Source organism: Pararhodobacter marinus (assembly GCF_003122215.1).
Classification (GTDB): domain Bacteria; phylum Pseudomonadota; class Alphaproteobacteria; order Rhodobacterales; family Rhodobacteraceae; genus Pararhodobacter; species Pararhodobacter marinus.
Genome location: NZ_QEYD01000004.1, coordinates 90,715 through 115,770, shown reverse-complemented (window position 1 = coordinate 115,770; position 25,056 = coordinate 90,715). Strand labels below are relative to the sequence as shown.

22 protein-coding genes are annotated in these 25,056 nt (G+C 65.9%); 17 read left to right on the top strand and 5 right to left on the bottom strand.

The window, feature by feature from the left end; translation table 11 throughout:
- The first annotated feature begins 24 nt into the window (after positions 1 to 24).
- The 4 genes from C4N9_RS07395 (at position 25) to C4N9_RS07380 (ending at position 4,576) form a co-directional block, all read left to right on the top strand.
- Positions 25 to 405: a hypothetical protein gene (locus tag C4N9_RS07395; RefSeq protein WP_109532680.1), complete on the top strand. Its 381-nt coding sequence runs from the start codon at positions 25 to 27 to the stop codon at positions 403 to 405.
- A 176-nt stretch (positions 406 to 581) separates the two neighbouring features.
- The gene (locus C4N9_RS07390; RefSeq protein WP_109532679.1) at positions 582 to 2,597 is read left to right on the top strand and encodes an NADPH-dependent 2,4-dienoyl-CoA reductase; all 2,016 of its coding nucleotides are present in this window, start codon (positions 582 to 584) and stop codon (positions 2,595 to 2,597) included.
- Entirely contained in the window at positions 2,598 to 3,509 is a 912-nt protein-coding gene (locus C4N9_RS07385) for an AEC family transporter (RefSeq protein ID WP_109532678.1), read from the top strand.
- Between the two features lie 161 nt (positions 3,510 to 3,670).
- Positions 3,671 to 4,576 (top strand): LysR family transcriptional regulator, encoded by a 906-nt coding sequence (locus tag C4N9_RS07380; RefSeq protein WP_109532677.1) that lies wholly within the window; start codon positions 3,671 to 3,673, stop codon positions 4,574 to 4,576.
- Positions 4,577 to 4,721: 145 nt separating this feature from the next.
- Here the strand turns inward: C4N9_RS07380 and C4N9_RS21850 are convergent, their stop codons facing one another.
- Together C4N9_RS21850 and C4N9_RS07375 are read right to left on the bottom strand one after the other, a co-directional pair.
- Entirely contained in the window at positions 4,722 to 4,877 is a 156-nt protein-coding gene (locus tag C4N9_RS21850) for a hypothetical protein (RefSeq protein WP_168192155.1), read from the bottom strand.
- 118 nt (positions 4,878 to 4,995) lie between these two features.
- Positions 4,996 to 6,387: a multicopper oxidase family protein gene (locus tag C4N9_RS07375; protein ID WP_109532676.1), complete on the bottom strand. Its 1,392-nt coding sequence runs from the start codon at positions 6,385 to 6,387 to the stop codon at positions 4,996 to 4,998.
- Between the two features lie 173 nt (positions 6,388 to 6,560).
- Here C4N9_RS07375 and C4N9_RS07370 point away from each other — a divergent pair, with 173 nt between their 5' ends.
- The 8 genes from C4N9_RS07370 (at position 6,561) to radC (ending at position 16,023) form a co-directional block, all read left to right on the top strand.
- On the top strand, positions 6,561 to 7,472 hold the full coding sequence (locus C4N9_RS07370) for a DMT family transporter (protein WP_109532675.1): 912 nt from the start codon (positions 6,561 to 6,563) through the stop codon (positions 7,470 to 7,472).
- Positions 7,473 to 7,646: 174 nt separating this feature from the next.
- Positions 7,647 to 8,753, top strand: a complete 1,107-nt coding sequence (locus C4N9_RS07365) for a TRAP transporter substrate-binding protein (RefSeq protein WP_109532674.1) — start codon at positions 7,647 to 7,649, stop codon at positions 8,751 to 8,753.
- Positions 8,754 to 8,882: 129 nt separating this feature from the next.
- Positions 8,883 to 9,434, top strand: coding sequence for a TRAP transporter small permease subunit (locus C4N9_RS07360; protein ID WP_109532673.1), 552 nt, complete (start codon positions 8,883 to 8,885; stop codon positions 9,432 to 9,434).
- 6 nt (positions 9,435 to 9,440) lie between these two features.
- Entirely contained in the window at positions 9,441 to 10,829 is a 1,389-nt protein-coding gene (locus C4N9_RS07355; RefSeq protein ID WP_109532672.1) for a TRAP transporter large permease, read from the top strand.
- A 54-nt stretch (positions 10,830 to 10,883) separates the two neighbouring features.
- A complete protein-coding gene (locus tag C4N9_RS07350; RefSeq protein ID WP_109532671.1) occupies positions 10,884 to 11,810 on the top strand; it encodes an AEC family transporter in 927 nt (308 codons plus the stop codon).
- 174 nt (positions 11,811 to 11,984) lie between these two features.
- Positions 11,985 to 13,904, top strand: a complete 1,920-nt coding sequence (gene dnaK / locus C4N9_RS07345; protein WP_109532670.1) for a molecular chaperone DnaK — start codon at positions 11,985 to 11,987, stop codon at positions 13,902 to 13,904.
- Positions 13,905 to 13,978: 74 nt separating this feature from the next.
- The gene (gene dnaJ / locus C4N9_RS07340) at positions 13,979 to 15,130 is read left to right on the top strand and encodes a molecular chaperone DnaJ (RefSeq protein ID WP_109532669.1); all 1,152 of its coding nucleotides are present in this window, start codon (positions 13,979 to 13,981) and stop codon (positions 15,128 to 15,130) included.
- Between the two features lie 116 nt (positions 15,131 to 15,246).
- Positions 15,247 to 16,023 (top strand): RadC family protein, encoded by a 777-nt coding sequence (gene radC / locus C4N9_RS07335; protein WP_109532668.1) that lies wholly within the window; start codon positions 15,247 to 15,249, stop codon positions 16,021 to 16,023.
- Between the two features lie 71 nt (positions 16,024 to 16,094).
- Here radC and C4N9_RS07330 read toward each other — a convergent pair whose 3' ends face one another.
- Positions 16,095 to 17,258: a hypothetical protein gene (locus C4N9_RS07330; protein WP_109532667.1), complete on the bottom strand. Its 1,164-nt coding sequence runs from the start codon at positions 17,256 to 17,258 to the stop codon at positions 16,095 to 16,097.
- Positions 17,259 to 17,437: 179 nt separating this feature from the next.
- Positions 17,438 to 20,212 carry a preprotein translocase subunit SecA gene (gene secA, locus C4N9_RS07325; protein ID WP_109532666.1) on the bottom strand — a complete coding sequence of 925 codons (2,775 nt, stop codon included), beginning with the start codon at positions 20,210 to 20,212 and terminating at the stop codon, positions 17,438 to 17,440.
- 182 nt (positions 20,213 to 20,394) lie between these two features.
- Here secA and C4N9_RS07320 point away from each other — a divergent pair, with 182 nt between their 5' ends.
- The 5 genes from C4N9_RS07320 to C4N9_RS07305 all read left to right on the top strand — a co-directional run bounded on the left by C4N9_RS07320 (position 20,395) and on the right by C4N9_RS07305 (position 24,389).
- Positions 20,395 to 21,243 carry a peptidylprolyl isomerase gene (locus tag C4N9_RS07320; RefSeq protein ID WP_168192154.1) on the top strand — a complete coding sequence of 283 codons (849 nt, stop codon included), beginning with the start codon at positions 20,395 to 20,397 and terminating at the stop codon, positions 21,241 to 21,243.
- Positions 21,244 to 21,326: 83 nt separating this feature from the next.
- On the top strand, positions 21,327 to 22,697 hold the full coding sequence (gene argJ, locus C4N9_RS07315) for a bifunctional glutamate N-acetyltransferase/amino-acid acetyltransferase ArgJ (RefSeq protein WP_109532664.1): 1,371 nt from the start codon (positions 21,327 to 21,329) through the stop codon (positions 22,695 to 22,697).
- A gap of 117 nt (positions 22,698 to 22,814) precedes the next feature.
- Complete coding sequence (locus C4N9_RS07310) at positions 22,815 to 23,213, top strand: (deoxy)nucleoside triphosphate pyrophosphohydrolase (RefSeq protein WP_109532663.1); 399 nt, start codon at positions 22,815 to 22,817, stop codon at positions 23,211 to 23,213.
- Between the two features lie 157 nt (positions 23,214 to 23,370).
- Positions 23,371 to 23,526 carry a hypothetical protein gene (locus C4N9_RS21845; RefSeq protein WP_168192153.1) on the top strand — a complete coding sequence of 52 codons (156 nt, stop codon included), beginning with the start codon at positions 23,371 to 23,373 and terminating at the stop codon, positions 23,524 to 23,526.
- A gap of 203 nt (positions 23,527 to 23,729) precedes the next feature.
- On the top strand, positions 23,730 to 24,389 hold the full coding sequence (locus C4N9_RS07305) for a L,D-transpeptidase (RefSeq protein ID WP_109532662.1): 660 nt from the start codon (positions 23,730 to 23,732) through the stop codon (positions 24,387 to 24,389).
- A gap of 19 nt (positions 24,390 to 24,408) precedes the next feature.
- Here C4N9_RS07305 and C4N9_RS07300 read toward each other — a convergent pair whose 3' ends face one another.
- The gene (locus tag C4N9_RS07300) at positions 24,409 to 25,017 is read right to left on the bottom strand and encodes a TetR/AcrR family transcriptional regulator (protein WP_109532661.1); all 609 of its coding nucleotides are present in this window, start codon (positions 25,015 to 25,017) and stop codon (positions 24,409 to 24,411) included.
- Positions 25,018 to 25,056 lie beyond the last annotated feature (39 nt).

Sequence of the window (25,056 nt, the reverse complement as noted above, 5' to 3'; positions counted from 1 at the left end):
CGTTTTTCCTCAAGGATTAAAGCCATGACACATCTTCCCAAGACCTGCCTTGTGACCGCCGCGCTCTTTGCCCTGATCGGCATGGGCTGGGGCATCGTCATGTCGGCGTCGGCCGATCATTCGCTGTCGCCCGCGCATGGACACCTGAACCTGATCGGCTTCGTCGCTTTGTCGATTGCCGGGCTTTACTATGCCGTCTCGCCCGACGCGGCGCGCTCACGGCTGGGCTGGGCGCATTACGGCCTGTCGGTGCTGGCGGTGATCGTGCTGGTGCCGGGTATCGCCATGGCGATCTCGGGTCAGGGCGAGGCGCTGGCCAAGGCCGGATCGGTGCTGGCCATTCTGGCGATGGCGCTGTTCGGCTGGGTGGTGCTGCGCTTCGGCGCGGGCCGCAGCGCTGGCTGAAGCGCGACAGCCCGGCCGCATGCGGGACGGCGCGGCCGGAATTGAGTATTTGTGGCAAAGTGAAAGGGCATGCCGCGTGCAGGAGACGACGGGCGGCACTGACGCAAGGTTTCGGATGACAATCCGGCCTGCCCGGCTAGGGTGACGACCACATCGCCAGACCGGAGGAGACGCCGATGTCCAGCCCCTATCCGCATATGCTTGCCCCGCTCGATCTGGGCTTCACAACGCTGAAAAACCGTGTGCTCATGGGGTCGATGCATTCCGGCCTGGAAGAGCGCGGCGACTGGCAGCGGGTCGCGACCTATTACGCCGAGCGCGCGGCGGGAGGCGTCGGGCTGATCGTCACCGGCGGGATGGCGCCCAATCCCGAGGGCGGCGTGTTTCCGGGTGCCGCCGGGCTCTACACGCCTCAGGACATCGCCAACCACAGGATCGTCACCGATGCCGTCCATGCCGAGGGCGGCAAGATCGCGATGCAGATCCTGCATGCCGGGCGCTACGCCTATGGGCCCGATTGCGTGAGTTCCTCGGCCATCAAGTCGCCGATCTCGCCCTTTCCACCCAAGGAACTGGATGAAGAGGGGATCGAGAAACAGATCGCCGACTTCGCCACGGCGGCTATCCGCGCGAAAGAGGCGGGCTATGACGGTGTCGAGGTGATGGGATCCGAGGGGTATTTCCTCAACCAGTTCCTGTGCCTGCATGTCAACAAGCGCGAGGATCGCTGGGGCGGCAGCTACGAGAACCGGATGCGCCTGCCGGTCGAGGTGGTCAAGCGTGTGCGCGAGGCCGTGGGGCCGGATTTCATCATCATCTACCGCATCTCGCTGTTGGACCTGGTGCCGAACGGTCAGACCTTCGACGAAGTGACGCAACTGGCCAAGGCCATCGAGGCCGCCGGCGCCACGATGCTGAATACCGGGATCGGCTGGCACGAGGCGCGGGTGCCGACCATCGCCACCAGCGTGCCGCGCGCGGGCTTCGCCTGGGTGACGAAGAAGCTGATGGGCAAGGTGGGCATCCCGCTGATCACCTCGAACCGGATCAACACGCCCGAGGTGGCGGAACAGGTGCTGGCCGAGGGCTGCGCCGACATGGTGTCGATGGCGCGCCCCTTCCTGGCCGATGCGCAATTCGTGGCCAAGGCGGCGGCGGGCAAGGCCGCGACCATCGCACCCTGCATCGGCTGCAACCAGGCCTGTCTGGACCATACGTTCAGCGGCAAGGTCTCGACCTGTCTGGTCAATCCGCGCGCCTGCCACGAGACCGAGCTGAACTACCTGCCGGCCGAGGCACCCAAGAGCGTGGCCGTTGTCGGCGCGGGGCCCGCCGGGCTGATGGCGGCGCTGGTGGCCGATCAGCGCGGACACAAGGTGACGCTGTTCGAGAAGGACAGCGTGCTGGGCGGACAACTGAACATGGCGCGCGTCATTCCGGGCAAGGAGGAATTCCACGGTCTGGTCGGCTGGTTCGAGACGATGGTCGCGCAATCGGGGATCACCGTGAAACTGGGCCATGAGGCCACGCCCGACGATCTGGCCGGTTTCGACGAGGTGATCGTCGCCACCGGCGTCAATCCGCGCGATCCGGGTATCCCGGGCGAGGATGCGCCGCATGTGCTGAGCTATATCGACGTGCTCCGGGGCCGCTCGCCGGTGGGGGACAGCGTCGCGGTGATCGGCGCGGGCGGGATCGGCTTCGATGTGGCGGAATACGTGCTGGGAGACGGCGACTCGCCGACCCTGCATCCCGAGGAATGGCGCCGGGAATGGGGGGTCGCCGATCCGTCCGAGGTCCCCGGCGGGCTGGCTACGCCCCAGCCGCCCGCGCCCGTCCGGCAGGTCACGCTGCTGCAGCGCAAGGCCGAGAAACCGGGCAAGCGGCTGGGCAAGACCACCGGCTGGATCCACCGCGCGGGGCTTTCCGCGCGCGGCGTGAAGATGGTGGGCGGCGTCACCTACGAGGCGATCACGCCCGAGGGGATCACGCTGGGCACGCCGAATGGCCCGCAAGAGCTGGCGGTCGAGAGCGTGATCCTGTGCGCGGGGCAGGAATCGAACCGCGCGCTGGCCGATGCGATCGAGGTGGCGGGCGGGCGCGTCCATGTCATCGGCGGCGCCGACGTGGCGGCCGAGCTGGACGCCAAGCGCGCCATCGATCAGGGCGCCCGGCTGGCCGCGTCGCTGTAAGTGGTCTTTGCCACGGTTCTTGCCGGGCTGATCCCCAGCTTCCTTCTGGTGGGGCTGGGAGGCCTTGTACGCAGGCGACTGTCCGAGAATGCCTGGACCGGGCTCGACCGGCTGAATTTCGAGATCCTGTTTCCCGCCCTGCTGTTCACCGCCGCCGCCAGTCGGCCCATCGTCCCCGCGCAGATGGCGGTGATCGGGCCTTCGGTCTGGGCGATCCTGACGCTGGGCCTGATCGCGGGCTATGCCGCGCGGCGCGTGGGACCTCAGCGGTTTCTGGATTTCGCGGGCGCCTGGCAGACCGCGTGGCGCTTCAACACCGCCATGGGTTTCGTGGCTGTGGGCGCGCTGAGCCTGGCCGATGCCGGGATGATGGCGGTGATGGCGGGCATGGCGGTGCCGATGGCCAATATCTTTGCCGTCTCGGCCCTGTCGCGGGGCGGCAATCTGGGCCTGGGGGCCACGGTTCGGAAGGTGGCGCTGAACCCGTTCCTGCTGGCTTCGGTCGCCGGGGTTCTGGTGGGGGTCAGCGGCGTGCGCGTGCCCGTGCTGGTGATGGCACCGCTTGACTTGCTGGCACAGGCGGCGATTCCCATCGCTCTGGTGTCGGTGGGCGCGACGATGGACTGGCGCGCGCTGGCCCAGTTCGATGCGTTCAGCGCGGTGCTGGTGGCGGTCAAGCTGCTGCTGTTGCCTGCCATGACGCTGGTCGTCTGCCTGACCATCGGCGCCGATCCGGCCCTGACGCAGGGACTGGTCATGTTCGCGGCCCTGCCCACGGCCTCGGCCGCGCATGTGCTGGCGGCGGGGTTCGGCGCGGACCGGCGGCTGTCGGCGACTGTCGTCGCTCAGTCAACGCTGCTGAGTGCGCTGACGTTGACAGTCTGGCTGAGTGTCGTGGAATTTGCGACCTGACACAGACAATCGGGCGCCGAAAACGAAACAGTGCAACCGCAAGGTTTCCACTGTCATTTCAGCGCAAACAAACGCCCCGTCAATTCCCCGGCCCCGCCCAGATCGCGCCCCAATTGGGGTGTCTAACGGAAACATCGAAACTGTCTGGGTATGGGTGCGCTATGGACCGTCTGACCGAAATGGAAGCCTTCGCCACGGTGGTCGATCAGGGGGGATTCACCGATGCCGCGCGGAAGATGGGGATCTCGAAATCCGCCGTTTCCAAGCATGTCTCGTCCCTGGAAGCCCGGCTGGGTGCGCGGCTTCTGAACCGCACGACCCGCCGTGTCAGTCCCACGGAAATCGGGCTTGTCTATTATGACCGCGCCCGCCGCGTCCTGAACGATGCGGGCGAAGCGGACAGCATCGTCACGGCGATGCAATCGGCGCCCTCGGGCGTGCTGCGGATGTCGGTGGCCACGGATTTCGGCGTCAGCCTGCTGTCGCCCGTGCTGGACGAGTTTCTGACCGAATTCCCGGAAATCAGCGTCAACATGGTGCTGAAGAACCGCTATGTCGAGCTGATCTCGGAAGGGTTCGACATGTCGATCCGCGTGGGCGAGATGGAAGACAGCTCGCTCAGGGCGCGCAAGATCACCGAGACGACGCAACGCCTGATCGCCGCGCCGAAATATTTCCAGGCGCATGGCCGTCCGATGAAGATCGACGATCTGAACGAACACCGGCTCTTGCATTATTCGAACCAGGCCAGCGCCAATGTGTGGAAGATCGCCGCGCCCTCGGGCGAGGTGCGTCAGGTCCGCGGCGCGGGCTGGCTGACGGTCAATGACGGGCAATCGCTGCTCAATGCCGCCGTGAAGGGGCTGGGCATCGCTTATCTGCCGAGCTTCCTGTACCACGACGCGATGGCGCAGGGTCTGGTCGAGGACGTGATCCCCGACCTGCCGCAGACCACGCTGGGCATCTATGCCGTCTATCCGCCGGGGCGCTACACGCAGCCCAAGGTCCGCGCTTTCATCGATTTCCTTGTCGCCCGTTTCGCCGACAAGGGCCCGAACGAGTGGTGAGCCGCGCCGGGTGACACGCATGGCAACCGCGTTCACCCGTCGTTTCCCGTTCGTTGCGACGTCCGCCCTGACTTTCGTTCCCTCGGGTCAGGTTTCGTCCAACTGGCCGGCCCTCGGGCCGGCCTTTCTTTTGCCGGCGTGGCGCTTACTTCGAGCCGCCCTTGCCGCCGCCCGATGGCAGGCCCGAGCCGACGCGGCTGTCGTCGGAATTGCCGCCGCTGCCCGCCTGTTTCTTTCCGCCCCCGGGCAAGGTGCCCTGCGAGGACGAGCCCTTGCCGCTTCCCGGAACGCCCTTGTTCATGATTCCCCCTCCTGACATGTCGTGAAAAGCCGGATTCGTTCCGGCGCGATCAGGCTAGCGCAGGCGCCGCGTTCGGCAAAATCAATCTTGCGCTGATGCCGGCAGGGGCAGTGCCCCGTCAGGTCACGCGCAGATAGCCCGTCAGGCCGGTCTTCTGGTGTTCGATGACATGGCAGTGAAACGCCCAGTCGCCGGGATTGTCGGCGACCAGCACCACGTCCATCGTCTCTTCCTCGAGCAGCATCGCGGTATCGAGCCAGTTCTGCGCCACCTCGCGGCGGTTCGAGGCGATCGGCTTGAAGATCATGCCGTGCAGGTGGATCGGGTGGTCGTTGGGGCTTTCGTTGCGCAGCCGCAGGATATAGGTCCGCCCGCGTTCCAGCACCGCCAGCGGATCGGAGGCCGAGGCATCGCCCGGCCAGGCCTCGCGGTTGATCGACCAGAACGTGTAGCCCAGCGTGCCGCAAAAACCGTTGTTCACCGGCGCGTCGTCGGGGGACCAGCCGAAGACGAACTCGATCAGCTCGGCATTGTCCAGATCGGGCTCGGGCAGGGCATTCGCCGTCAGCGGCCGCAGATCGTCCAGCGCGTGCCCCAGGTCCTCGCCCGTTGCGCGCAGGCGCAAGAGGCTCCGCGGGCCGCCCGGCTGTTCGTTGAGCAGGGCCAGTTCCGCGCCCTCTCCGGCGGGCATCCGGATCGCCAGGTCGGCGCGTTGCCCGGGGCCCAGGATCAGCGGCGCGTCCGGTGCCGGCCAGCCGACCGGGTCGATCACCGGATGGCCGTCGAGGGCGATCACCCGCCCCTCGGCCCCGGGCAGATGCAAACGGTAGACGCGCGTCGTGTCGGTCGCGGCCAGCCGCAGACGCACCAGGCCGCCCGCGGGCGCGTCATAGATCGGATCCTGCGCCCAGTTCGCCGTCATCACCGTGCCGAAGGTCCCCGCCCGGGCGGCCCCGCGCGCGGTATAGAGGTCGATGAACTGGCTGTCGTCGCCCAGTCGCCAGTCGCGCAGATTGACCGGCAGGTCCAGATCGAAGCCCGGATCCTCGTCATCCTCGACGATCAGCACGCCGGTGAGGCCGCGCGCCATCTGGTCCATCGTGTTGCAATGCGGGTGATACCAGAACGTGCCCGCATCCATCGGCGTGAAGGCATAGCGATAGCGGTCGCCCGGCCCCATCGGCACCTGCGTGAGATAGGGCACACCGTCCATGTCGTTGCGGATGCGCAGCCCGTGCCAGTGCATCGCGGTGTAATCCTCGGCCTGGTTGGTGACTTCGGCCACAAATTCCACCCCGCGCCGCAGCCGCAGAACCGGCGGCGGCGCGTCGGGAGACAGGCTGATCATCCCCTCGGTCACGGTGCCTTCCAGCGCATAGCGGGCGGGCTGGATGGTCATCGCCATCGGCGCGGCCTGCGCCTTGCGGGCAAGGCTTGCCACGCCAAGCCCGAGCGTGGTCGCGCCCAGCGCGGCAAGACCGGACGTGGCAAGGAACTGACGGCGTTTCATGGAGGCCTCCGGTGTAATCCGAGTGTTTCTATCAGGGATCGCGCGGCGATGCACCTGCGCTATTGGCCGCACTGGGACGGCGGCGGCGATACTTAACATGCGAACCGGGCTTGCCCTGCCTGCCGGCTGCCCCTATCCATGCCGAAGCGGCCCGCACCGCCCGGAGGAACAGCATGACAACCGTACAGGACGGCCCCCATCCGCGTCCCGAACCGCAACAGCAGCCGCTGAAAGCGGCGCTCTGGATGTGCGGGGCGATCCTGTCCTTCGTGCTGATGGCGGTTTCAGGCCGGGCGGTCCAGGCCGAGCTGAACACGTTCGAGCTGATGTTCTGGCGCTCGCTTCTGGGTTTTGCGATCATCCTTCTGGTGATCCGCGTCGGCTCGGGCAACCTGTCCCTCGCCCGGACGCAGCACTGGAAGCTGCACCTCGTGCGCAACGTGTTTCACTTCTTCGGCCAGAACATGTGGTTCTACGGCCTGATGATGATTCCGCTGTCGCAGCTCATCGCGCTGGAATTCACCAGCCCGATCTGGGTCGTGCTGCTGGCGCCCTTGCTTCTGGGCGAGCGTCTGACCGGTCTGAAACTGATGGTGACGGTCGCGGGCTTCATCGGCGTGCTGATCGTGGCGCAGCCGGGCGTGCAGCCGCTGAACGCGGGTCATGCCGCGGGCGTGCTCTGCGCGATGGGCTTCGCGATGAACCTGATCTTCACGCGCAAGATCATGCAGTTCGACCGCGTGCTCACGGTGCTGTTCTGGATGACGCTCAGCCAGACGGTGATGGGGCTGGTGCTGGCGATCGGGGCGGGCTTCACCTGGCCCAGCCTTGCGCTGTCGCCGTGGCTTGTCGTGATCGCGGTGACGGGATTGTCGGCGCATTTCTCGCTGACCTCGGCGCTGCGCCACGCGCCCGCAACGCTGGTGGCGCCGATGGAATTCGCCCGCCTGCCGATCATCGCGCTGGTCGGCTTCGCGCTTTATGCCGAGCCGCTGGACCCGTTCGTTTTCCTTGGCGCGGCGATCATCTTCTCGGCCAATTTCGCCAACCTGATCCTTGGCTCGCGCCGCCGCGCCGCGGCTTGACGCTACGGCAGGGCCGGACAATCCACTGGACGGAAACTGCCGCTCGGATAGGATGCCGACGGCCCGGATTTTGTTCGCTAACATTGACAATCCGGGGCCTCACGGTGCATGAGCCGTGACATACGGACGATTTGGTCAAAAATTCAGACCAAACGAACTCAATGGGAGGACTAAATGGATCGTCGTTCTTTCCTGCGCGCGTCGACTGTCGGCGGTGCGGCAGCCGCTGCCACCTCGCTCGCAGCCCCTGCCGTCGCGCAGGGCCGCACAACCTGGCGCATGGTTACCACCTGGCCGCGCAACTTCCCCGGTCTCGGCGTCGGCGCCCAGCGTCTGGCGGACCGGATCACCGCCGCGACCGACGGCCAGCTGACCGTCGAAGTGTTCTCGGCCGGTGAAATGGTGCCCGCGCTGCAATCGCTCGACGCGGTCATCGACGGCACCGCCGAGATGAGCCACGGCGCCGCCTATTACTGGCAGAACAAGTCGGTTGCGCTGTCGTTCTTCACCGGCGTGCCCTTCGGCCTGACAGCGGCCGAGCATTCGGCCTGGATGCGCTTCCTGGGCGGCCAGGAGATGTGGGACGAGGTCTACGACCAGTTCGGCGTCATGGGCTTCCTGTCGGGCAATACCGGCACCCAGACCGGCGGCTGGTTCCGCGAAGAGCTGACCAGCCTCGACGACCTGCAGGGCCTGCGTTTCCGCACCCCGGGTCTGGGCGGTCAGGTCTGGCAGCGTCTCGGCGCTTCGGTCACCAACATGGCCGGCGGCGAGATCTTCCAGGCGCTGCAATCGGGCACGCTGGACGCGGCCGAATTCGTGGGGCCGTACAACGACCTCGCGCTGGGCTTCTACCAGGTCTGCAAGCACTACTACACCTCGTCCTTCGTCGAGCCCGGCCTTGCGACCGAGCTGGCCGTGGACAAGGCGAAGTTCCTGGAACTGCCCGAAAGCACTCAGGCGATCGTCCGCGCGGCCTGCCAGGCCGAGTACGAGAACGTCTATTCGGACTTCGTGGCGAACGACCCGCGCGCGCTGGCGACCATCGTCAACGAGCACGGCGTGACCGCGCACCCGTCCTTCCCCGACGACATCGTGGAAGCCGGTGCCAACGCGTCGAAGGAAATGATCCAAGAACTGCTGGCCTCGGACGACGACCTGACCGCGCGCACCGCACGCAGCTTCGTCGACGCGCTGAAGCTGATGCGCACCCGGACCGAGGGCACCGACCAGGTGTTCACCACGGCCCGTCAGCGCTTCTTCGACACGTCGGACCTGTAATCCGGCGAAACGACCGCCCCGCGCCCGGCCAGCCCGAGCGCGGGGCTTTTCGCAATCCGGCCCCCGGGCGCTGCGGTCGCCCGTCCAGCCCGGGGCCGTGTCATCCGCGTCCGGATCCAGGAGGTCCCCTTGAACGGTCTTTCCGCCATCATGCGCGCCATCAACGGCGTGAACCGGCTGATCGGCAACGTCTTTTCATGGCTTGCGCTCGCCATCGTTCTGGTCTGCTTCTGGGTCGTGGTCGAGCGATACCTGTTCTCGACCACCCGGCTGTGGATGCAGGATCTGTATCCCTGGCTGAACGGCGTGATGTTCACCGCCGTCGCGGGATACGCGCTTTACACCAACGATCACGTCCGGGTCGACATCTTCTACCGACCGGCCTCGAAGCTGCGCAAGGCGTGGCTCGACATGATCGGGGTGATCCTGTTCCTTCTGCCCTTTGCCTTCGTCGTCTGGACCTATTGCTATGTCTTCGTCGCCCGGTCGTGGCGGCTGCAGGAAGGCTCGGCCAATCCCGGCGGGGCGCCGGGGCTGTATCTGGTCAAGGCCTTCATCCTGGTCTTTGCCGTGACGCTGGCGCTGCAGGGCGTGTCGATGCTGATCCGCTCGATCCTGGTGATCCGGGGGCGCGAGGATCTGGTGCCCGAACCTTACCGCTACGAAGCCGCGCCGGAGTGATCGCATATGGACCTTGTTCTCATCGGTGAGATCCTCTCGGGGCTGATGTTCCTGGGCGTGATCGGCTTTCTCATGCTGGGCTTTCCCGTCGCCTTCACGCTGGCGGGGACCTCGATCCTGTTCGCGCTGATCGGCCTGTCGCTGGGCGTGTTCGACATGTCGAACTTCAGCGCGCTGGCCGGGCGCTATACCGGCTACATGACCAACGAAGTTCTGGTCGCTGTGCCGCTCTTCATCTTCATGGGCGTCATGCTCGAACGCTCGAACATCGCCGAGCAATTGCTGTCGACGATGGGCAAGCTGTTTGGCTCGATGCGCGGCGGGCTGGGCATTTCGGTCGTGGTGGTGGGCGCGCTCTTGGCGGCCTCGACCGGGGTCGTGGGCGCGACCGTGGTGACGATGGGCCTGATCTCGCTCCCGGCGATGCTGCGCGCGGGCTACGACCCCAAGCTTGCCACCGGCACGATCTGCGCCTCGGGCACGCTGGGACAGATCATCCCGCCCTCGACGGTGCTGATCTTCATGGGCGACATGATCGCCGGGATGCACGCGCAGGCGCAGATGAGCCTTGGCAACTTCGCCCCCAGCGCGGTCTCGGTGGGCGACCTGTTCGCGGGGGCCTTCATCCCCGGCCTGCTTCTGGTCTGCGTCTATATCGGCTTCATCCTGTTCAAGGCCTGGACGGACCCGGAAAGCTGCCCGGCGATGCCGATGTCGCCCGAAGAACGCCGCGGCCTGCCGCGCGAGATCTTCGTCGCGCTGGTGCCGCCGCTCATGCTGATCATCGCCGTGCTGGGCTCGATCCTGGGCGGCATCGCCACGCCCACCGAGGCCGCCTCGGTCGGGGCCGTGGGCGCGACGCTGCTGGCCGCCTTGCGTGGGCGTCTGCGGGTGTCGATCATCGTCGATACCGTGCGCAGCACCGCCAAGATCACCGCCATGGTGTTCATCATCCTGTTCGGCGCCTCGGTCTTCTCGGTGGTGTTCCGGCAGATGGGCGGCGACGACCTGGTGCATGAATTCCTGACCGGCATTCCCGGCGGCGCCATCGGCGCGATGATTGCCGTCATGGTGGTGATGTTCATCCTGGGTTTCATCCTGGACACGTTCGAAATCATCTTCATCGTGCTGCCGATCACCGCGCCGACCCTGCTGCTGCTGGGCGTTGATCCGATCTGGCTGGGCGTGATGGTGGGCGTGAACCTGCAAACGAGCTTCCTGACCCCGCCTTTCGGCTTCGCGCTGTTCTACCTGCGCGGGGTCGCGCCGGGCTCGATCTCGACCGGGACGATCTATCGCGGGGCGATCCCCTTCGTCCTGCTGCAGATCGTGGCGATCGCCACGTTGTTCATCTTCCCCGGACTGGTGACCTGGTTGCCGGGTGTGCTTTACTGACCCTCTCGCGGCCCGCCCCCTCCGAGGCGGGCCGTTTCATCTCCGACACGCCCCATGCTGACTGTCTTCGCCCAGACCCTTCCGTTTTTCGCCGTGATCGGCCTGGGCTACGGCGCGGGGAAGACCGGCTTTTTCCCGCCCGAGGCCACGGCCTGGCTGACCAAGTTCGTGTTCTACTTCGCGCTGTCGGCGATGCTGTTCGGCTTTTCCGCCAGCATGTCGCTGGGCGATATCTTCGAACCTCGCGCCGCTGCCGCCTATCTGTGGGGCTGCGCGTTTCTGTACCTGATCACGCTGGGCGTCGCCTTTGTCCGGCTGCGCCCGCTGACCGAGGCGGTGATGGAGGCTCATACCGCCATCATCGGCAATACCGGCTTCCTGGGCGTGCCGATGCTGGTGCTGATCCTGGGCGACCGGGCGGCGGGAACCGTGCTGCTGGTGCTGTCGGTCGACCTGATCGTGTTTTCCAGCCTGCTGACCATCATCATCACGCTGGCCCGGCAAGGGCGGCTGTCGCCCGACCTGCCCCGCGTGATCGGCATGGGACTGTTGCGCAACCCTATGGTCGTGTCGATGGGGCTGGGCCTGTTGTGGTCCGCCACGGGCTATCCCCTGCCCGGGCCGGTCGATGCCACGCTCACGCTGCTGGGGGCCGCTGCGACGCCCGGCGCGCTGTTCGCCATCGGTGCCAGCCTGACCCAGAGCCGGGCCGAGCGCCTGACCGTCGCGGGCTGGCTGAGCGGGGCCAAGCTGGTGCTGCATCCGCTGGCCGTGGGGGGCGCGGCGCTGTTCGTGTTCGGCGTCGATCCCTTCGCCGCGGGCGTGCTGATCTGCGCCGCCGCGCTGCCGGTCGCGGGCAATGTCTATATCCTTGCCCAGCACTACGATGTCTGCGTCACGCGGGTCTCGGCGGCGATCCTGATCTCGACGGCGCTGAGCGTGCTGACGCTTCCGGTCGTGATCGCGCAATTCACCGGATAAGACGCGAAATACTTGTGAAATTGGCACCGCGCCGACGCTTGCAGCGTGCAAGCCCCCTCCCTATATAGCCCTCGAAGCCGGGATGACCCCTCGGGGCCCGGTTCTGGGATCGGGGTGACGAAGCCTGATGGGATCGCCACCCCACAACATCGCCGAAGGAAAGAGGACTTCATCATGGCCAAAGTCATCGGGATCGACCTCGGGACGACGAACAGCTGTGTCGCGATCATGGACGGCTCGGCCGCCCGCGTGATCGAGAACTCGGAAGGCGCGCGCACCACGCCGTCGATCGTCGGTTTCACCGAAAACGAACGCCTCGTCGGCCAGCCCGCCAAGCGGCAGGCCGTCACCAACCCCACCAACACCGTCTATGCCGTCAAGCGCCTGATCGGCCGCCGCGTGGGCGATGCCGAGGTGGTCAAGGACAAGAACCTTGTCCCCTACAACATCGTCGATGGCGGCAATGGCGACGCCTGGGTCGAAGTGCGCGGCGAAAACTATTCGCCCAGCCAGATCTCGGCCTTCATCCTGCAGAAGATGAAGGAAACCGCCGAATCGTATCTGGGTGAAAGCGTCACGCAGGCGGTCATCACCGTGCCCGCCTATTTCAACGACGCCCAGCGTCAGGCCACCAAGGATGCCGGCAAGATCGCCGGCCTGGAAGTGCTGCGCATCATCAACGAGCCGACCGCGGCCGCGCTGGCCTATGGCCTGGACAAGAAAGAAACGAAGACGATCGCCGTCTACGACCTTGGCGGCGGGACCTTCGACATCACCATTCTGGAAATCGACGACGGCCTGTTCGAGGTGAAATCCACCAACGGCGACACGTTCCTCGGTGGTGAAGACTTCGACATGCGGATCGTCAACTACCTCGTTGACGAGTTCAAGAAAGAGCACGGCGTCGACCTGAGCCTCGACAAGATGGCCCTTCAGCGCCTGAAGGAAGCCTCGGAAAAGGCCAAGATCGAGCTGTCGTCCAGCCAGCAGACCGAAATCAACCAGCCGTTCATCTCGATGGACAAGAATACCGGCCAGCCGCTTCACATGGTGATGAAGCTGACCCGTTCGAAGCTGGAATCGCTGGTCGGCGACCTGATCACGAAGTCGATGAAGCCCTGTGCGCAGGCGCTGAAGGATGCCGGCCTGTCGAAGGGCGATATCGACGAGGTCGTGCTGGTCGGCGGTATGACCCGCATGCCCCGCGTGATCGAGGAAGTGACGAAGTTCTTCGGCAAGGAGCCCCACAAGGGCGTGAACCCCGACGAAGTCGTCGCGATGGGCGCGGCCATTCAGGCCGGCGTTCTGCAGGGTGACGTCAAGGACGTCGTGCTGCTGGACGTGACGCCGCTGTCGCTGGGCATCGAGACGCTGGGCGGCGTGTTCACCCGCCTGATCGACCGCAACACGACGATCCCGACGAAGAAATCGCAGGTCTTCTCGACCGCCGAGGACAACCAGAACGCGGTGACCATCCGCGTGTTCCAGGGCGAGCGTGAGATGGCGGCCGACAACAAGATCCTCGGCCAGTTCAACCTGGAAGGGATTCCGCCGGCGCCGCGCGGCATGCCGCAGATCGAAGTGACCTTCGACATCGACGCGAACGGCATCGTCAACGTCTCGGCCCGCGACAAGGCCACCAACAAGGAGCAGCGGATCACGATCCAGGCTTCGGGCGGTCTGTCGGATGCGGATATCGAGCAGATGGTCAAGGACGCCGAGGCCAATGCCGACGCCGACAAGGCCCGCAAGGAGCTGGTCGAAGCCAAGAACCAAGGCGAAAGCCTGATCCACTCGACCGAGAAATCGCTGGCCGAGTACAAGGACAAGGTGGATCCGACCACGGTCGAGGCGATCGAACTGGCCATCGCGGCGCTGCGCGACACGCTGGAAGGCGACGACGCCGACAAGATCAAGTCGGGCATCAACAACGTCCGCGACGCCTCGATGAAGCTGGGCGAAGCCATCTACAAGGCGCAGCAGGAACAGGCCGAGGGCGAAGAAGCCTCGGGCGATGACGAGCCGCGCTCGGTGGATGACGATATCGTCGATGCCGACTTCGAGGATCTCGACGACAACAAGCGTCGTGGCTGACACGTGAACCCATCGCGGGGCCCCGGCCGGAAGAACCCGTGCCGGGGCCTTGCCTTTGACAGCGAGGTCCACGAATGGCCAAACGCGATTACTACGAGGTCCTGGGCGTCGCCCGCGGCGCCTCGGCCGACGAGCTGAAAAAAGCGTACCGGACCAAGGCCAAGGCGCTTCACCCCGACCGCAACGCCGACAATCCCGACGCCGAGGCCCAGTTCAAGGAAGTGAACGAGGCCTATGATGTCCTGAAGGATGCCGACAAGAAGGCAGCCTATGACCGGTTCGGTCACGCGGCCTTCGAAGGCGGAATGGGGGCCAGCGCCGGCGCCCGCGGCGGTCCGCGCGGCGGCGGCGATTTCGGCGCGTCCTTCTCGGACGTGTTCGAAGACCTGTTCGGCGACTTCATGGGCGGACGCGGCGGCGGCAATGCCCGCCAGCGCGCCAGCCGGGGCAGCGATCTGCGCTATAACCTGCGCGTGACGCTGGAAGAAGCCTATGGCGGCGTGCAGAAATCCATCCGCGTGCCCACGCTCGCGGCCTGCGATTCCTGCGGCGGCTCGGGCGCCGAGGGCGGCGCGGAACCCGTGACCTGTCCGACCTGTTCGGGCATGGGCAAGGTCCGCGCGCAGCAAGGGTTCTTCACCGTCGAGCGCACCTGCCCCACCTGCGGCGGGCTGGGTCAGATCGTCAAGAATCCCTGCTCCAGCTGCAAGGGCGCCGGGCGCGTCGAGAAAGAGCGTCAGCTTTCGGTCAACATCCCCGCCGGGGTCGAGACCGGAACGCGCATCCGCCTGACGGGTGAAGGCGAAGCCGGTCTGCGGGGCGGTCCTGCGGGCGATCTGTATATCTTCATCGACGTGCGCGAGCATTCGATCTTCCAGCGCGACGGCATGGATCTGCATTGCCGCGTACCCGTCAGCTTCACCACCGCGGCCCTGGGCGGCGAGGTCGAAGTGCCCACCATCGACGGCGGGCGTTCGCGCGTGAAGGTCCCGGCGGGGGCGCAATCGGGCAAGCAGATGCGCCTGCGGGGCAAGGGGATGCCTGCGCTCAGGGGCGCGGGTCATGGTGACATGATGATCGAGCTGAGCGTCGAGACGCCGGTCAACCTGACCAGCCGGCAAAAGGAACTGTTGCGCGAATTCGAGGGACTGTCGCAAGACAACCACCCCGAGGGCCGCAGCTTCTTTGGCAAGGTCAAGACCTTCTGGGACGGCATGAAGGGCTGACGCCCTGGTCTCTATCCTGCACCAAAAACGGCGCCCCGACGGGCGCCGTTTTCATTTCCGGCGTCCGCTTTGTCCCGTTAACCAATTATCAACGGCTCCGGGCGCAGCCTTGCCATATGCCCCGTTCCGCCCCGCCCTCTGCCGATCCCCGCGACACCGCTCTGTCAGAGCCGCCGCTGCCGCTGTTTTCCAGCCCCGTTCTCGTCACCGGCGGCCGCCTGCCCTCGTATGTCAAGGATCACCGCAAACGCCTGCGCGCGCGGTTTCTGGACGGCGGTGCCGCGGCCATCCCGGATTACGAATTGCTGGAACTGCTGTTGTTCGGCGCCCTGCCGCGTGGCGACGTCAAACCGCTGGCCCATGCGCTGATGGCGCGCTTTGGCGATCTCGCCGGCGTCGTCACCGCGCCCGAAACCCAACTCTGCAAGGTCGAAGGCGTGGGCGAATCGGTGCTGGTGGCGCTGAAGGTCGCGCAGGAAGTGGGCGGGCGACTGGCGCGGGCCAAGGTGCTGAACCGGCCGGTCATCTCGTCCTGGACCGCGCTGCTGGACTATTGCCACACGATCATGGCGCATCGCAGCGTGGAACATGCCCGCGTACTATATCTCGACCGCAAGAATTGCCTGATCGCGGATGAAGAACTCGGGCGCGGAACGGTGGACCATGTCCCGCTCTATCCGCGCGAAGTGCTCAAACGGGCGCTGGATCTTGATGCCTCGGCGCTTATCCTTGTGCACAACCACCCAACCGGCGACCCGACACCCAGCGATCAGGACATCGCCCTGACCAGACGCGTACACGACGCAGCCTCGGCGCTGTCCGTGGTGCTGCACGATCACCTGATCATCGGCAAGTCGCAGGAATACAGCTTTCGGGCCAATGGCTTGCTTTAGGCGCCGCGTTGCGGGGCGACAGCCCGGCCCGCCATCGGACAGGGGCCGCCCGGAGCCATGGCGGCGGACAATCAGTTCGACTGTTGATCCGTCTGCGCGATCTGCAGGTCGGGCAAGACCCCCGGCAGAACCACGAAGCCCCCCGCCCCATCGCAATCGGGCATGTCGAGCTGCATGTTGCGGATCTGCGCCGAGCGGGTGCCATGAACCTCGATCGTGCGCGCGGTGATCGACTGGCCGCAGCTTGCATCGGTCACGGGGACTTCGATTTCAAGCGTGACGGTCCCGGTCTGCGGGGTTTCGCCGCGCGGATAGCTGTAGACCTGCGCCAGCTGGCCACCGGGGATCTGCGGATCGCCCAGAACCGTGACGAAGCCCTGATCCGACACACCCGCCGTGCGCGGCGCGCCAGCATGGACATGGCCCGCACTGCCATAGCGCGCGCCGAACTCGTAGGCATTGAGCTGCAATTCCGCCGGCTGGTCCCATTGCAGGACCACGCGCTCGACGTCGGCCAGATCGGGCACTTCGGTGCGATCATGCTCGACCCGTCCGTCCTGAAACGCGATGCTGACGCTCGCCTCTTCGGTCAGGGCCGGGATCTGCGCCAGATATTGGCCATCCTCGCCCAGCGTGGCATCGAAGCTGAGCCCCGAATGCGACAGGATCACATGCGCGCCGCCGTCGCAGGGCGCGTAGACGCTGGTTTCCAGCATCGCGCCGGCCGAGGGCGTGACAACCAGCCACACGGCACAGGCGGCAAGCTCGGCCTCCAGCTCGGGGTCGAGAGGGGCCGCTTCGGGCGCCTGCATCGCGGGCGAGGGCTGTTCCGCGGGACGTGTATCGTGTTGGGCGTTCAGGGCTTCGGTCAGGGGCGTGTCGGAGCGTCCCGTGCCGGGCGTGGCCCCTGGCGCGACCGCCTCGTCTGCGCGGGCGATCCGCACGCTGTCATCCGTCATGCTGTCCTGGGGTGCGGTGTCGCTGGCCGTGACCGGCGGGGTGGCGGTGTAGGTATCGCCGATCAGCGACGGCACCGATCCCCCGGTCGCGTCCGCCCGCTGCTGGCCTGCCGGGGGCGTGTTGCGCTCGCCATCGACCGGCACGACCGAGGCACGGTTGAGTTCCGCAGCCGCCTCGGATCCCTGGTCCTGCTGGGCCTGCTGAAACTTGGTCCCGGCAGTCACCACGGCACCGAGCGTGACGGCAGCTAAAGCGACGATTCGCACGCGGTTCATGGCGGACTCCACTCAGGTCTGGTTGAGCCCAAAATCCCTTTGAAACCGGGCAGCTTTTGGGCACCCGATGGGTGGTTTCGCGGCAAATCCGTTGCATTCCGCGCAATTGCGCACGGGGTTCGCGACAGCAAAACGGGGCCCGCGGGCCCCGTTTTCGTGCCGACTTTCCGGTCGCGCTGTCAGGCAAGCGCGCCGTGGCAATGCTTGAACTTCTTGCCCGACCCGCAGGGGCAGGGATCGTTCCGCCCGGGATTGCCCCAGGTCGCCTGATCGTTTTCGTCGAAGCCTTCGCGCGGGGTTCCGGCGGGCGCAGGCTCGGCCAGCGCGGTGGCGCCCGCGGCGGCTCCGCCTGCCGGGGCTGCGGCCCCGCCGCCGATACGCGGCAGAGCCATCGGCGTCTCCAGCCTGCCATCGTCGCGCGCGGCGGCCGTCTGCAGCGCCATCTGTTGCTGCATCTGCGCCTGTTCCTCGGGCGAAAGCGGACGGATGCGCGACAATTGACGCGTCACGTCCTCGCGCAAAGCCGCCAGCATGTGCTCGAACAGGACGAAGGCTTCGGACTTGTACTCGTTCAGCGGGTCGCGCTGCGCCAGCCCGCGGAAATTCACCGCCGAGCGCAGATGGTCCAGCGTGACGATATGCTCGCGCCACTTGGTGTCGATGACGTTGAGCAGAAGCTGCTTCTCGATCATCCGCATCGTCTCGGCCGAGAAGGCGGCCTCCTTGTCGGCCATCAGCTTGTCCGAGGCTTCAAGGATCCGCTCGCGCATGACCTCCTGATCCACGCCGTCCTCGGCCGCCCATTCCGCGACCGGCAGGTCCAGGTTCAGGCGATCCTTGATCGACGCGGCCAGACCCTCGGTATCCCATTGATCGGCATAGCTGCCCTTGGGCATGTATTCGGCCACCGTCTCGTCGATGACGGCATGGCGCATGTCGGTCGCGGTTTCCTCAAGCTCGTCGGCTTCGAGAATCTCGAGCCGCTGCTCGAAGATCACCCGACGCTGGTCGTTCATCACGTTGTCGAATTTCAGCAGCGTCTTGCGGATATCGAAGTTGCGCGCCTCGACCTTGCCCTGCGCTTTCTCCAGCGACTTGTTCACCCACGGGTGGACGATCGATTCGCCTTCCTTCATGCCCAGCGTGCTGAGCACCTTTTCCAGCCGCTCGGACCCGAAGATGCGCATCAGATCGTCTTCCAGCGACAGGAAGAACACCGAACGCCCGGGGTCGCCCTGACGGCCCGAACGGCCGCGCAGCTGGTTGTCGATCCGGCGGCTTTCATGCCGTTCGGTGGCCAGAACGTACAGACCGCCCGCATCGAGAACCTTCTGCTTCTCATCCGCGACCGAGGCCTCGATCCGCGCGCGCAGGGCCACGGGGTCGGCGTTCGGATCGGCTTCGAGCGCGTCCTGCACCTGCATCTCGACATTGCCGCCCAGCTGGATATCGGTGCCGCGACCGGCCATGTTGGTGGCGATTGTCACGGCGCCCACGCGTCCCGCTTCGGCGACGATATGCGCCTCGCGCTCGTGCTGGCGGGCGTTGAGGACGTTATGCTTGATGCCGGCCTTGGTCAGCATCTGCGCCAGTTCCTCGGATTTCTCGATCGAGGTCGTGCCCACCAGAACCGGCTGACCCTTGGCATTGGCCTGCTTGATCTCTTCGAGGATGCCTTCGAATTTCTCGCGCGCGGTGCGGTAGACCTGATCGTGCTCGTCCAGACGGGCGATCGGGCGGTTGGTCGGGATTTCGACCACGCCGAGATTGTAGATTTCCTTGAATTCTTCCGCCTCGGTCGAAGCCGTGCCGGTCATCCCGCCCAGCTTCTTGTACATGCGGAAGTAGTTCTGGAAGGTGATCGAGGCCATCGTCACCGTTTCCGGCTGGATCTGCAGACCTTCCTTGGCTTCGACGGCCTGATGCAGCCCCTCGGACAGCTGGCGGCCCAGCATCATGCGGCCGGTGAATTCGTCGATCAGGACGATCTTGCCGTCGCGCACGATGTAATGCTGATCCTTGTGCAGCATCTTGTGCGCGCGCAGCGCCTGATTGACGTGGTGCACGATGGTCGTGGATTCCGGATCATAGAGCGACTGCCCCTCGGGCAGGATCTCGGCCTCGCGCAGAAGCTGCTCGATATGCTCGTTGCCCTCATCGGTATAGGTGATGGTGCGGGCTTTCTCGTCCAGCGTGAAGTCTTCGTCCAGGAGCGACGGGATCAGCGCATCGACTCGGACATACAGATTGCCGCGATCCGCCATCGGACCCGAGATGATGAGCGGCGTCCGCGCTTCGTCGATCAGGATCGAATCGACCTCGTCGACGATGGCGAAGTTGTGCCCGCGCTGCATCATCTGACCCAGATCGGTCTTCATGTTGTCGCGCAGGTAATCGAAGCCCAGCTCGTTGTTCGTCGCATAGGTGATGTCGGCCTGATAGGCCGCGCGCTTTTCCTCGTCGGGCTGGTGCGGGACGACGACGCCCGTCGTCATGCCCAGCTTTGTGAAGACCTTGCTCATCCAGCCGGCGTCGCGGCGGGCGAGGTAGTCGTTCACGGTGACGACATGCACGCCTTCGCCCGACAGCGCGTTCAGATAGGCCGGGAAGGTCGCGACCAGCGTCTTGCCCTCGCCCGTCTTCATCTCGGCGATATTGCCCTGATGCAGGAAGATCCCGCCGATCAGCTGCACGTCGAAGGCGCGCAGGCCCAGGGCCCGTTTCGCGGCTTCGCGGCAATTGGCGAAAGCTTCCGGCAGCAGGGAATCGAGGCTCTCGCCCTTCTGGTAGCGCTCTTTCAGCTCGGCGGTCTTGGCCACCAGGCCCGCGTCATCAAGCGCGGCGATCTCGTCTTCCAGCGCGTTGATCTTGGCCACCAGCGGTCGCACGGTCTTGACCTTGCGATCGTTCGCGGTGCCGAAAATCTTCCGGCTGACAGTTCCGAGGCCCAACATGATTTCTCCCGCTCGCCTTTGTGTGACTGGCCGTTAACGCCGGCGGGGTTGCCGGTCGGCGGCTGCTTTCCTAAACAGGGCGCGGCTGACCAGCCCTTAAATTATACCGTCTTGGCATGTAGGGGCCGGTCATGTTGGTGTCAATCACAGCGACCCGAAGGGACGCGATTCAGGAGCTCTGCATGTTCAAAAACGCTCGATTTGCCACGGCGACCGCGATCTTTACCGCTTTCGCCCTCCCCGTGGCGGCGCAGGACGCGTCGACCGTGCTTGCCCGCGTCGGCGAGACCGAGATCACGCTGGGCCACGCCATCGCGCTGCGCGCGCAGCTGCCCGAGCAATTCGCGCAGGTGCCCGACGAGACGCTGTTTCCGGCCATCGTCGAGCAGCTGGTCGAGCAGGAACTGGTCTCGCAGGCCAATGCCGACACGCTGAGCAGCCGCCAGCGCGTCCTGCTGGAAAACGAAACCCGCAACTTCATCGCCGCCGCCGTGCTGCAGGACATCGCCACCGAGGCGGTGACCGAGGAAAGCCTGAACGCGGCCTATGAAACCTTCGCCGCCGAATATGCCGAGGGCGAGCCGGTGACCGAATACCACGCCGCGCATATCCTCGTGCGGACCGAGGAAGAGCGTGATCAGGTCGTGGCCGCGCTGGACGAAGGCCAGGAATTCGGCGCTGTCGCGGCGGAATTCTCGATCGACGGCTCGGCCCAGCAGGGCGGCGATCTGGGCTGGTTCGCGCCCGGCATGATGATCCCCGATTTCCAGGCCGCCGTCGAAGCGCTCGAACCCGGCCAGGTGTCCGAGCCGGTGCAGACCCGCTTCGGCTGGCATGTCATCAAGCTGTTCGAGACCCGCACCGCCGAGGTTCCCGCGCAGGAAGAGGTGCAGATGGAGCTGAGCCAGGAAATCCAGCGCGAAGCCACCCGCGTCTATATCGAGGGCCTGCGTGAAAACACCGAGGTCGAGATGGATATCGAAGGCGTCGATCCCTCCGCGCTCAGCAATGTGAGCCTGCTGGACGAGTAAACCCCGGCACCGTATTCTCGGCGCCGAACCGGCCCGCGCCCTTCCGGGGTGCGGGCCTTTGCCTTTCCAAGGAGTCAGGGCCGATGGCCAAGAAGACCAAGAAAGCCGGGAAGCCGGAGAAACAGAAAACCGACAAGCTGAAGGCCCGGAAGTGGAAAGCCCGCGCCAAGGCGCTGAAGGCCCGTCTGGCCTCCGTTCCGCTCGTCGCCAAATCCAAGGTCTCGGTCGTCTCGCCGCTGGCGCCGAAAGACGGCTTCCCCGTGCTGCCCGAAATCGCGGGTCTCGAACTTGCCACCGCGCAGGCGGGCGTGCGCTATCAGAACCGCACCGATGTGATGCTGGCCCGGCTTGCCCCCGGCACCGTGATCGCGGGCACCTTCACGCGCTCGGCCACGCGCTCGGCGGCGGTGCTCGATTGCCAGGCGAAGCTGGGCAAGGGGGACGAATCCACAGGTGCCGCGATCCTGGTGAATTCCGGCAATTCCAACGCCTTCACCGGCGCCCGCGGCCGGGAATCGGTCAATGCGCTCTCGGCTGCCGTGGCCGCCAGGCTGGGCCTGCCCGAGAACCGCGTCTTCACCTCGTCGACCGGGGTGATCGGCGAGCCGCTGCCGCATGAGCGGATCGAGGCCGCGCTCGACGGGCTGGTCACCGACCTGTCGCCCGCCACGCTGCCCGATGCCGCGCGCGCGATCATGACCACCGATACCTATCCCAAGGGCGCGATGGCCGAGGTCGAGATCAACGGCCAGACCGCGCGCATCGCCGGTATCGCCAAGGGCTCGGGCATGATCGCCCCCGACATGGCGACGATGCTGGTCTATATCTTCACCGATGTGAAAATCGGCCAGAAACAGCTGCAAAGCCTCGTCAGCCGCCTGACCGACAGCAGTTTCAACAGCATCACCGTCGACAGCGACACCTCGACCTCGGACACGCTTCTGGTTGCCGCCACCGGGCAGGGCCCGGCGCTGGAGGACATGCGCTCGGCCGAGGCCAAGGCCTTCGAGCGCGCGCTGGGCGAGGTCATGCTCAACCTCGCGCATCAGGTCGTGCGCGACGGCGAAGGAGCCACGAAATTCGTGGGCATCACCGTAACCGGCGCGGCCGACGACGCCGATGCCAGGCGCTGCGCGCTGGCCATCGCCAATTCGCCGCTGGTCAAGACCGCCATCGCCGGCGAGGATCCCAACTGGGGCCGCATCGTCATGGCGGTGGGCAAATCCGGCGCCGCGGCCGATCGCGACCGGCTGGGCATCACCTTCGGCGACATCACCGTCGCAACCGCCGGCCTGGTCGACCCGGATTACCGCGAAGAAGACGGAGCTGCCTACATGCAGAACGAAGACCTGGATATCGGGGTCGATCTGGGCATGGGGAACGGCAAGGCGACGATCTGGACCTGCGACCTGACGCATCGCTATATCGACATCAACGCCGATTACCGGTCCTGATCCTGGTTAACAGATCCTGAACGTCCCGTCTTTGTTCGATAAATATCCTCGGGGGGTCCGGGGGGCAGACAGCCCCCCGGGGCCTTCACCCGAACGACCGGCCTGAAAGGTCCGCGCATGAAAACCCTTCTCGTCTCTGCTGTCGCGCTCATCGATGCCGATGGCCGCGTGCTTCTTGCCCAACGGCCCGAGGGCAAGTCGATGGCGGGCCTGTGGGAGTTTCCGGGCGGCAAGGTCGAGCCCGGCGAAACGCCCGAAGCCGCGCTGATCCGCGAGTTGCACGAGGAACTCGGGATCGAAACCTGGCGCAGCTGTCTCGCGCCGCTGACCTTCGCCAGCCACAGTTACGACGATTTCCACCTGCTGATGCCGCTCTTTGCCTGCCGCCGCTGGGAGGGAATCGTCACCCCGCGCGAAGGGCAGAGGCTTGCCTGGGTCCGCGCAAAGGACCTGCGCGACTACCCGATGCCGGCGGCGGATGTCCCGCTTGTGCCGATCCTGCGCGACTGGCTGTAGGTCGTACGGGGTCAATTGCGACCGATCCGGCATACTGTTTCTCATTGCAAAACAGTCAGGCCCGCAACCCTCTGAAACCGAACGAGAATTGTGTCTTTTTTCTGGCGTACGCCGCGCAGATTGTGGCAAAAATCTGTCACGAACGAAAGGGCGCAGCATGTTCAAGACCATCATGATCGGCAACCATCTGAGCATTCAGGGCACCTTCGTGCGGACCACCGCCTCGGGGCTGGTCGTGGTGAAGGTCGGCAGCAAGACCTATGCCGGTCGCCCCGTCCGCAAGCCTGTCGGCACGGCCAAGGCGAACGGCTGAGCCCCTGCCCGGCGGCGCGACAGTTTCCCGCACCTCACCGACCTCTGATCGCCTTGTAACACAGGCGAGTCTGGCCTTCCCGCGCCGGATATGGCATCAACGGGCCGTGTTTTTCGTCCCGTGCCCCGGCACCGGCGCCCGGCTTTCGGGTCCGGTATCCGGGCGCCCCGCTTTCGCGTCTGCCACCAACCAGCGAGCCCACCATGCCCGATCTGTCCCGCCGCGCCCTGCTGGCCGGTCTAGCCCTTGTTCCCGTTGCGGGCTGCGTCATGTCGGACGAGCCGCCCGAATTGCAGCCGGTCGATTACGGGACGGTTTTCGATGGCGGGCGCACCATTCCCGGTGTCCTGCCCGAGGAACTGCCCGTGTCGCAACGGCGGCGGCTGGTCGATTACGACCCCGAGCTCGAAGCCGGGCGGATCGTCATCGACCCTGACGAGGGCGCGCTCTACCTGACCCTGCGCGGACCTTACGCGTTGCGCTATTCCATCGCCGTGGGCCGCGATGCGCTGGGATATCACGGGGAGACCGAGATTTTCGAGATGGAAGAATGGCCGCTCACGCAGCCTTCGGTCCCCGGCATGCCGATGGCGGCGCCCGCCGCCATGCCTGCCGCGCCTGCGGGCACCGTTGCGGCGGATGACGGCGCGATGCCGGCGCCCGCCGGTCCCAGCTATCCGCTGGGCGCACGCTCGCTGGCGCTGCGCTCGATGGCCAGCGCCACCGATCGGGGCATCCGCATTCACGGCACGCCGCTGTCGTCCACCGGCACGCCAAGCTCGGCCGGTTACCGGATGATCAACCAGGAAATCATCGACCTCTATAGCCGCGTCACCATCGGCACGCGGGTGTCGATCCTCTGACGAGCGGCGTTTCGGACGCCTACGGCCTCAGGCCGCGCCCGAACAGCGCGGCCAGCCGGCCCATCGACGCAAGAAGGGGATCGTAGCCGATCCCCGGCGTCATCTTCAGCCCGTGCAACGCCGCGACCATCATCGCCGCCAGCGCCGCCGCGTCGTCATCGGGCAGCGTGATCCGCCCTGCCCCGGCTTCGTTCAGCAGCCACTGCTCCAGCAGTGTCGCGACGCGCCGCTCGCCCTCGGCCACCAGGTCCGACGCCGCATCGAACCCGCCATCCATCAGTTCCTCGCCATGCGGGCTGTCCAGCAACAGCCGCATCTCGGGTCCCAGCTTGGCGGCAAAGGCCGCGGCCAGCGCCCGCTCAGGTGGCAGGCCGGGTTCCAGCGCCGTCTCGACACGGGTGACCACCTGCCCGAAATACCAGCCCACCAGCGAGCGGAAGATGTCCTGTTTGCTGCGGTAGTATTGGTAAAGCGCCGTGCGCGACAGACCCGCCGCCGAGGCGATATCCTCCATCGAGGTCCGCTTGAACCCGTAGCGGGCAAAGACCTCGGTCGCGGCCGTCAGGATGGCGGCGCGGCGCGGATCGGCATCTTCGGCGGACAGGGGATCGGGGACGACAGACTTCATCCGGAAGCGATGACACTTTCCGTTCAAACTGTCAATTTA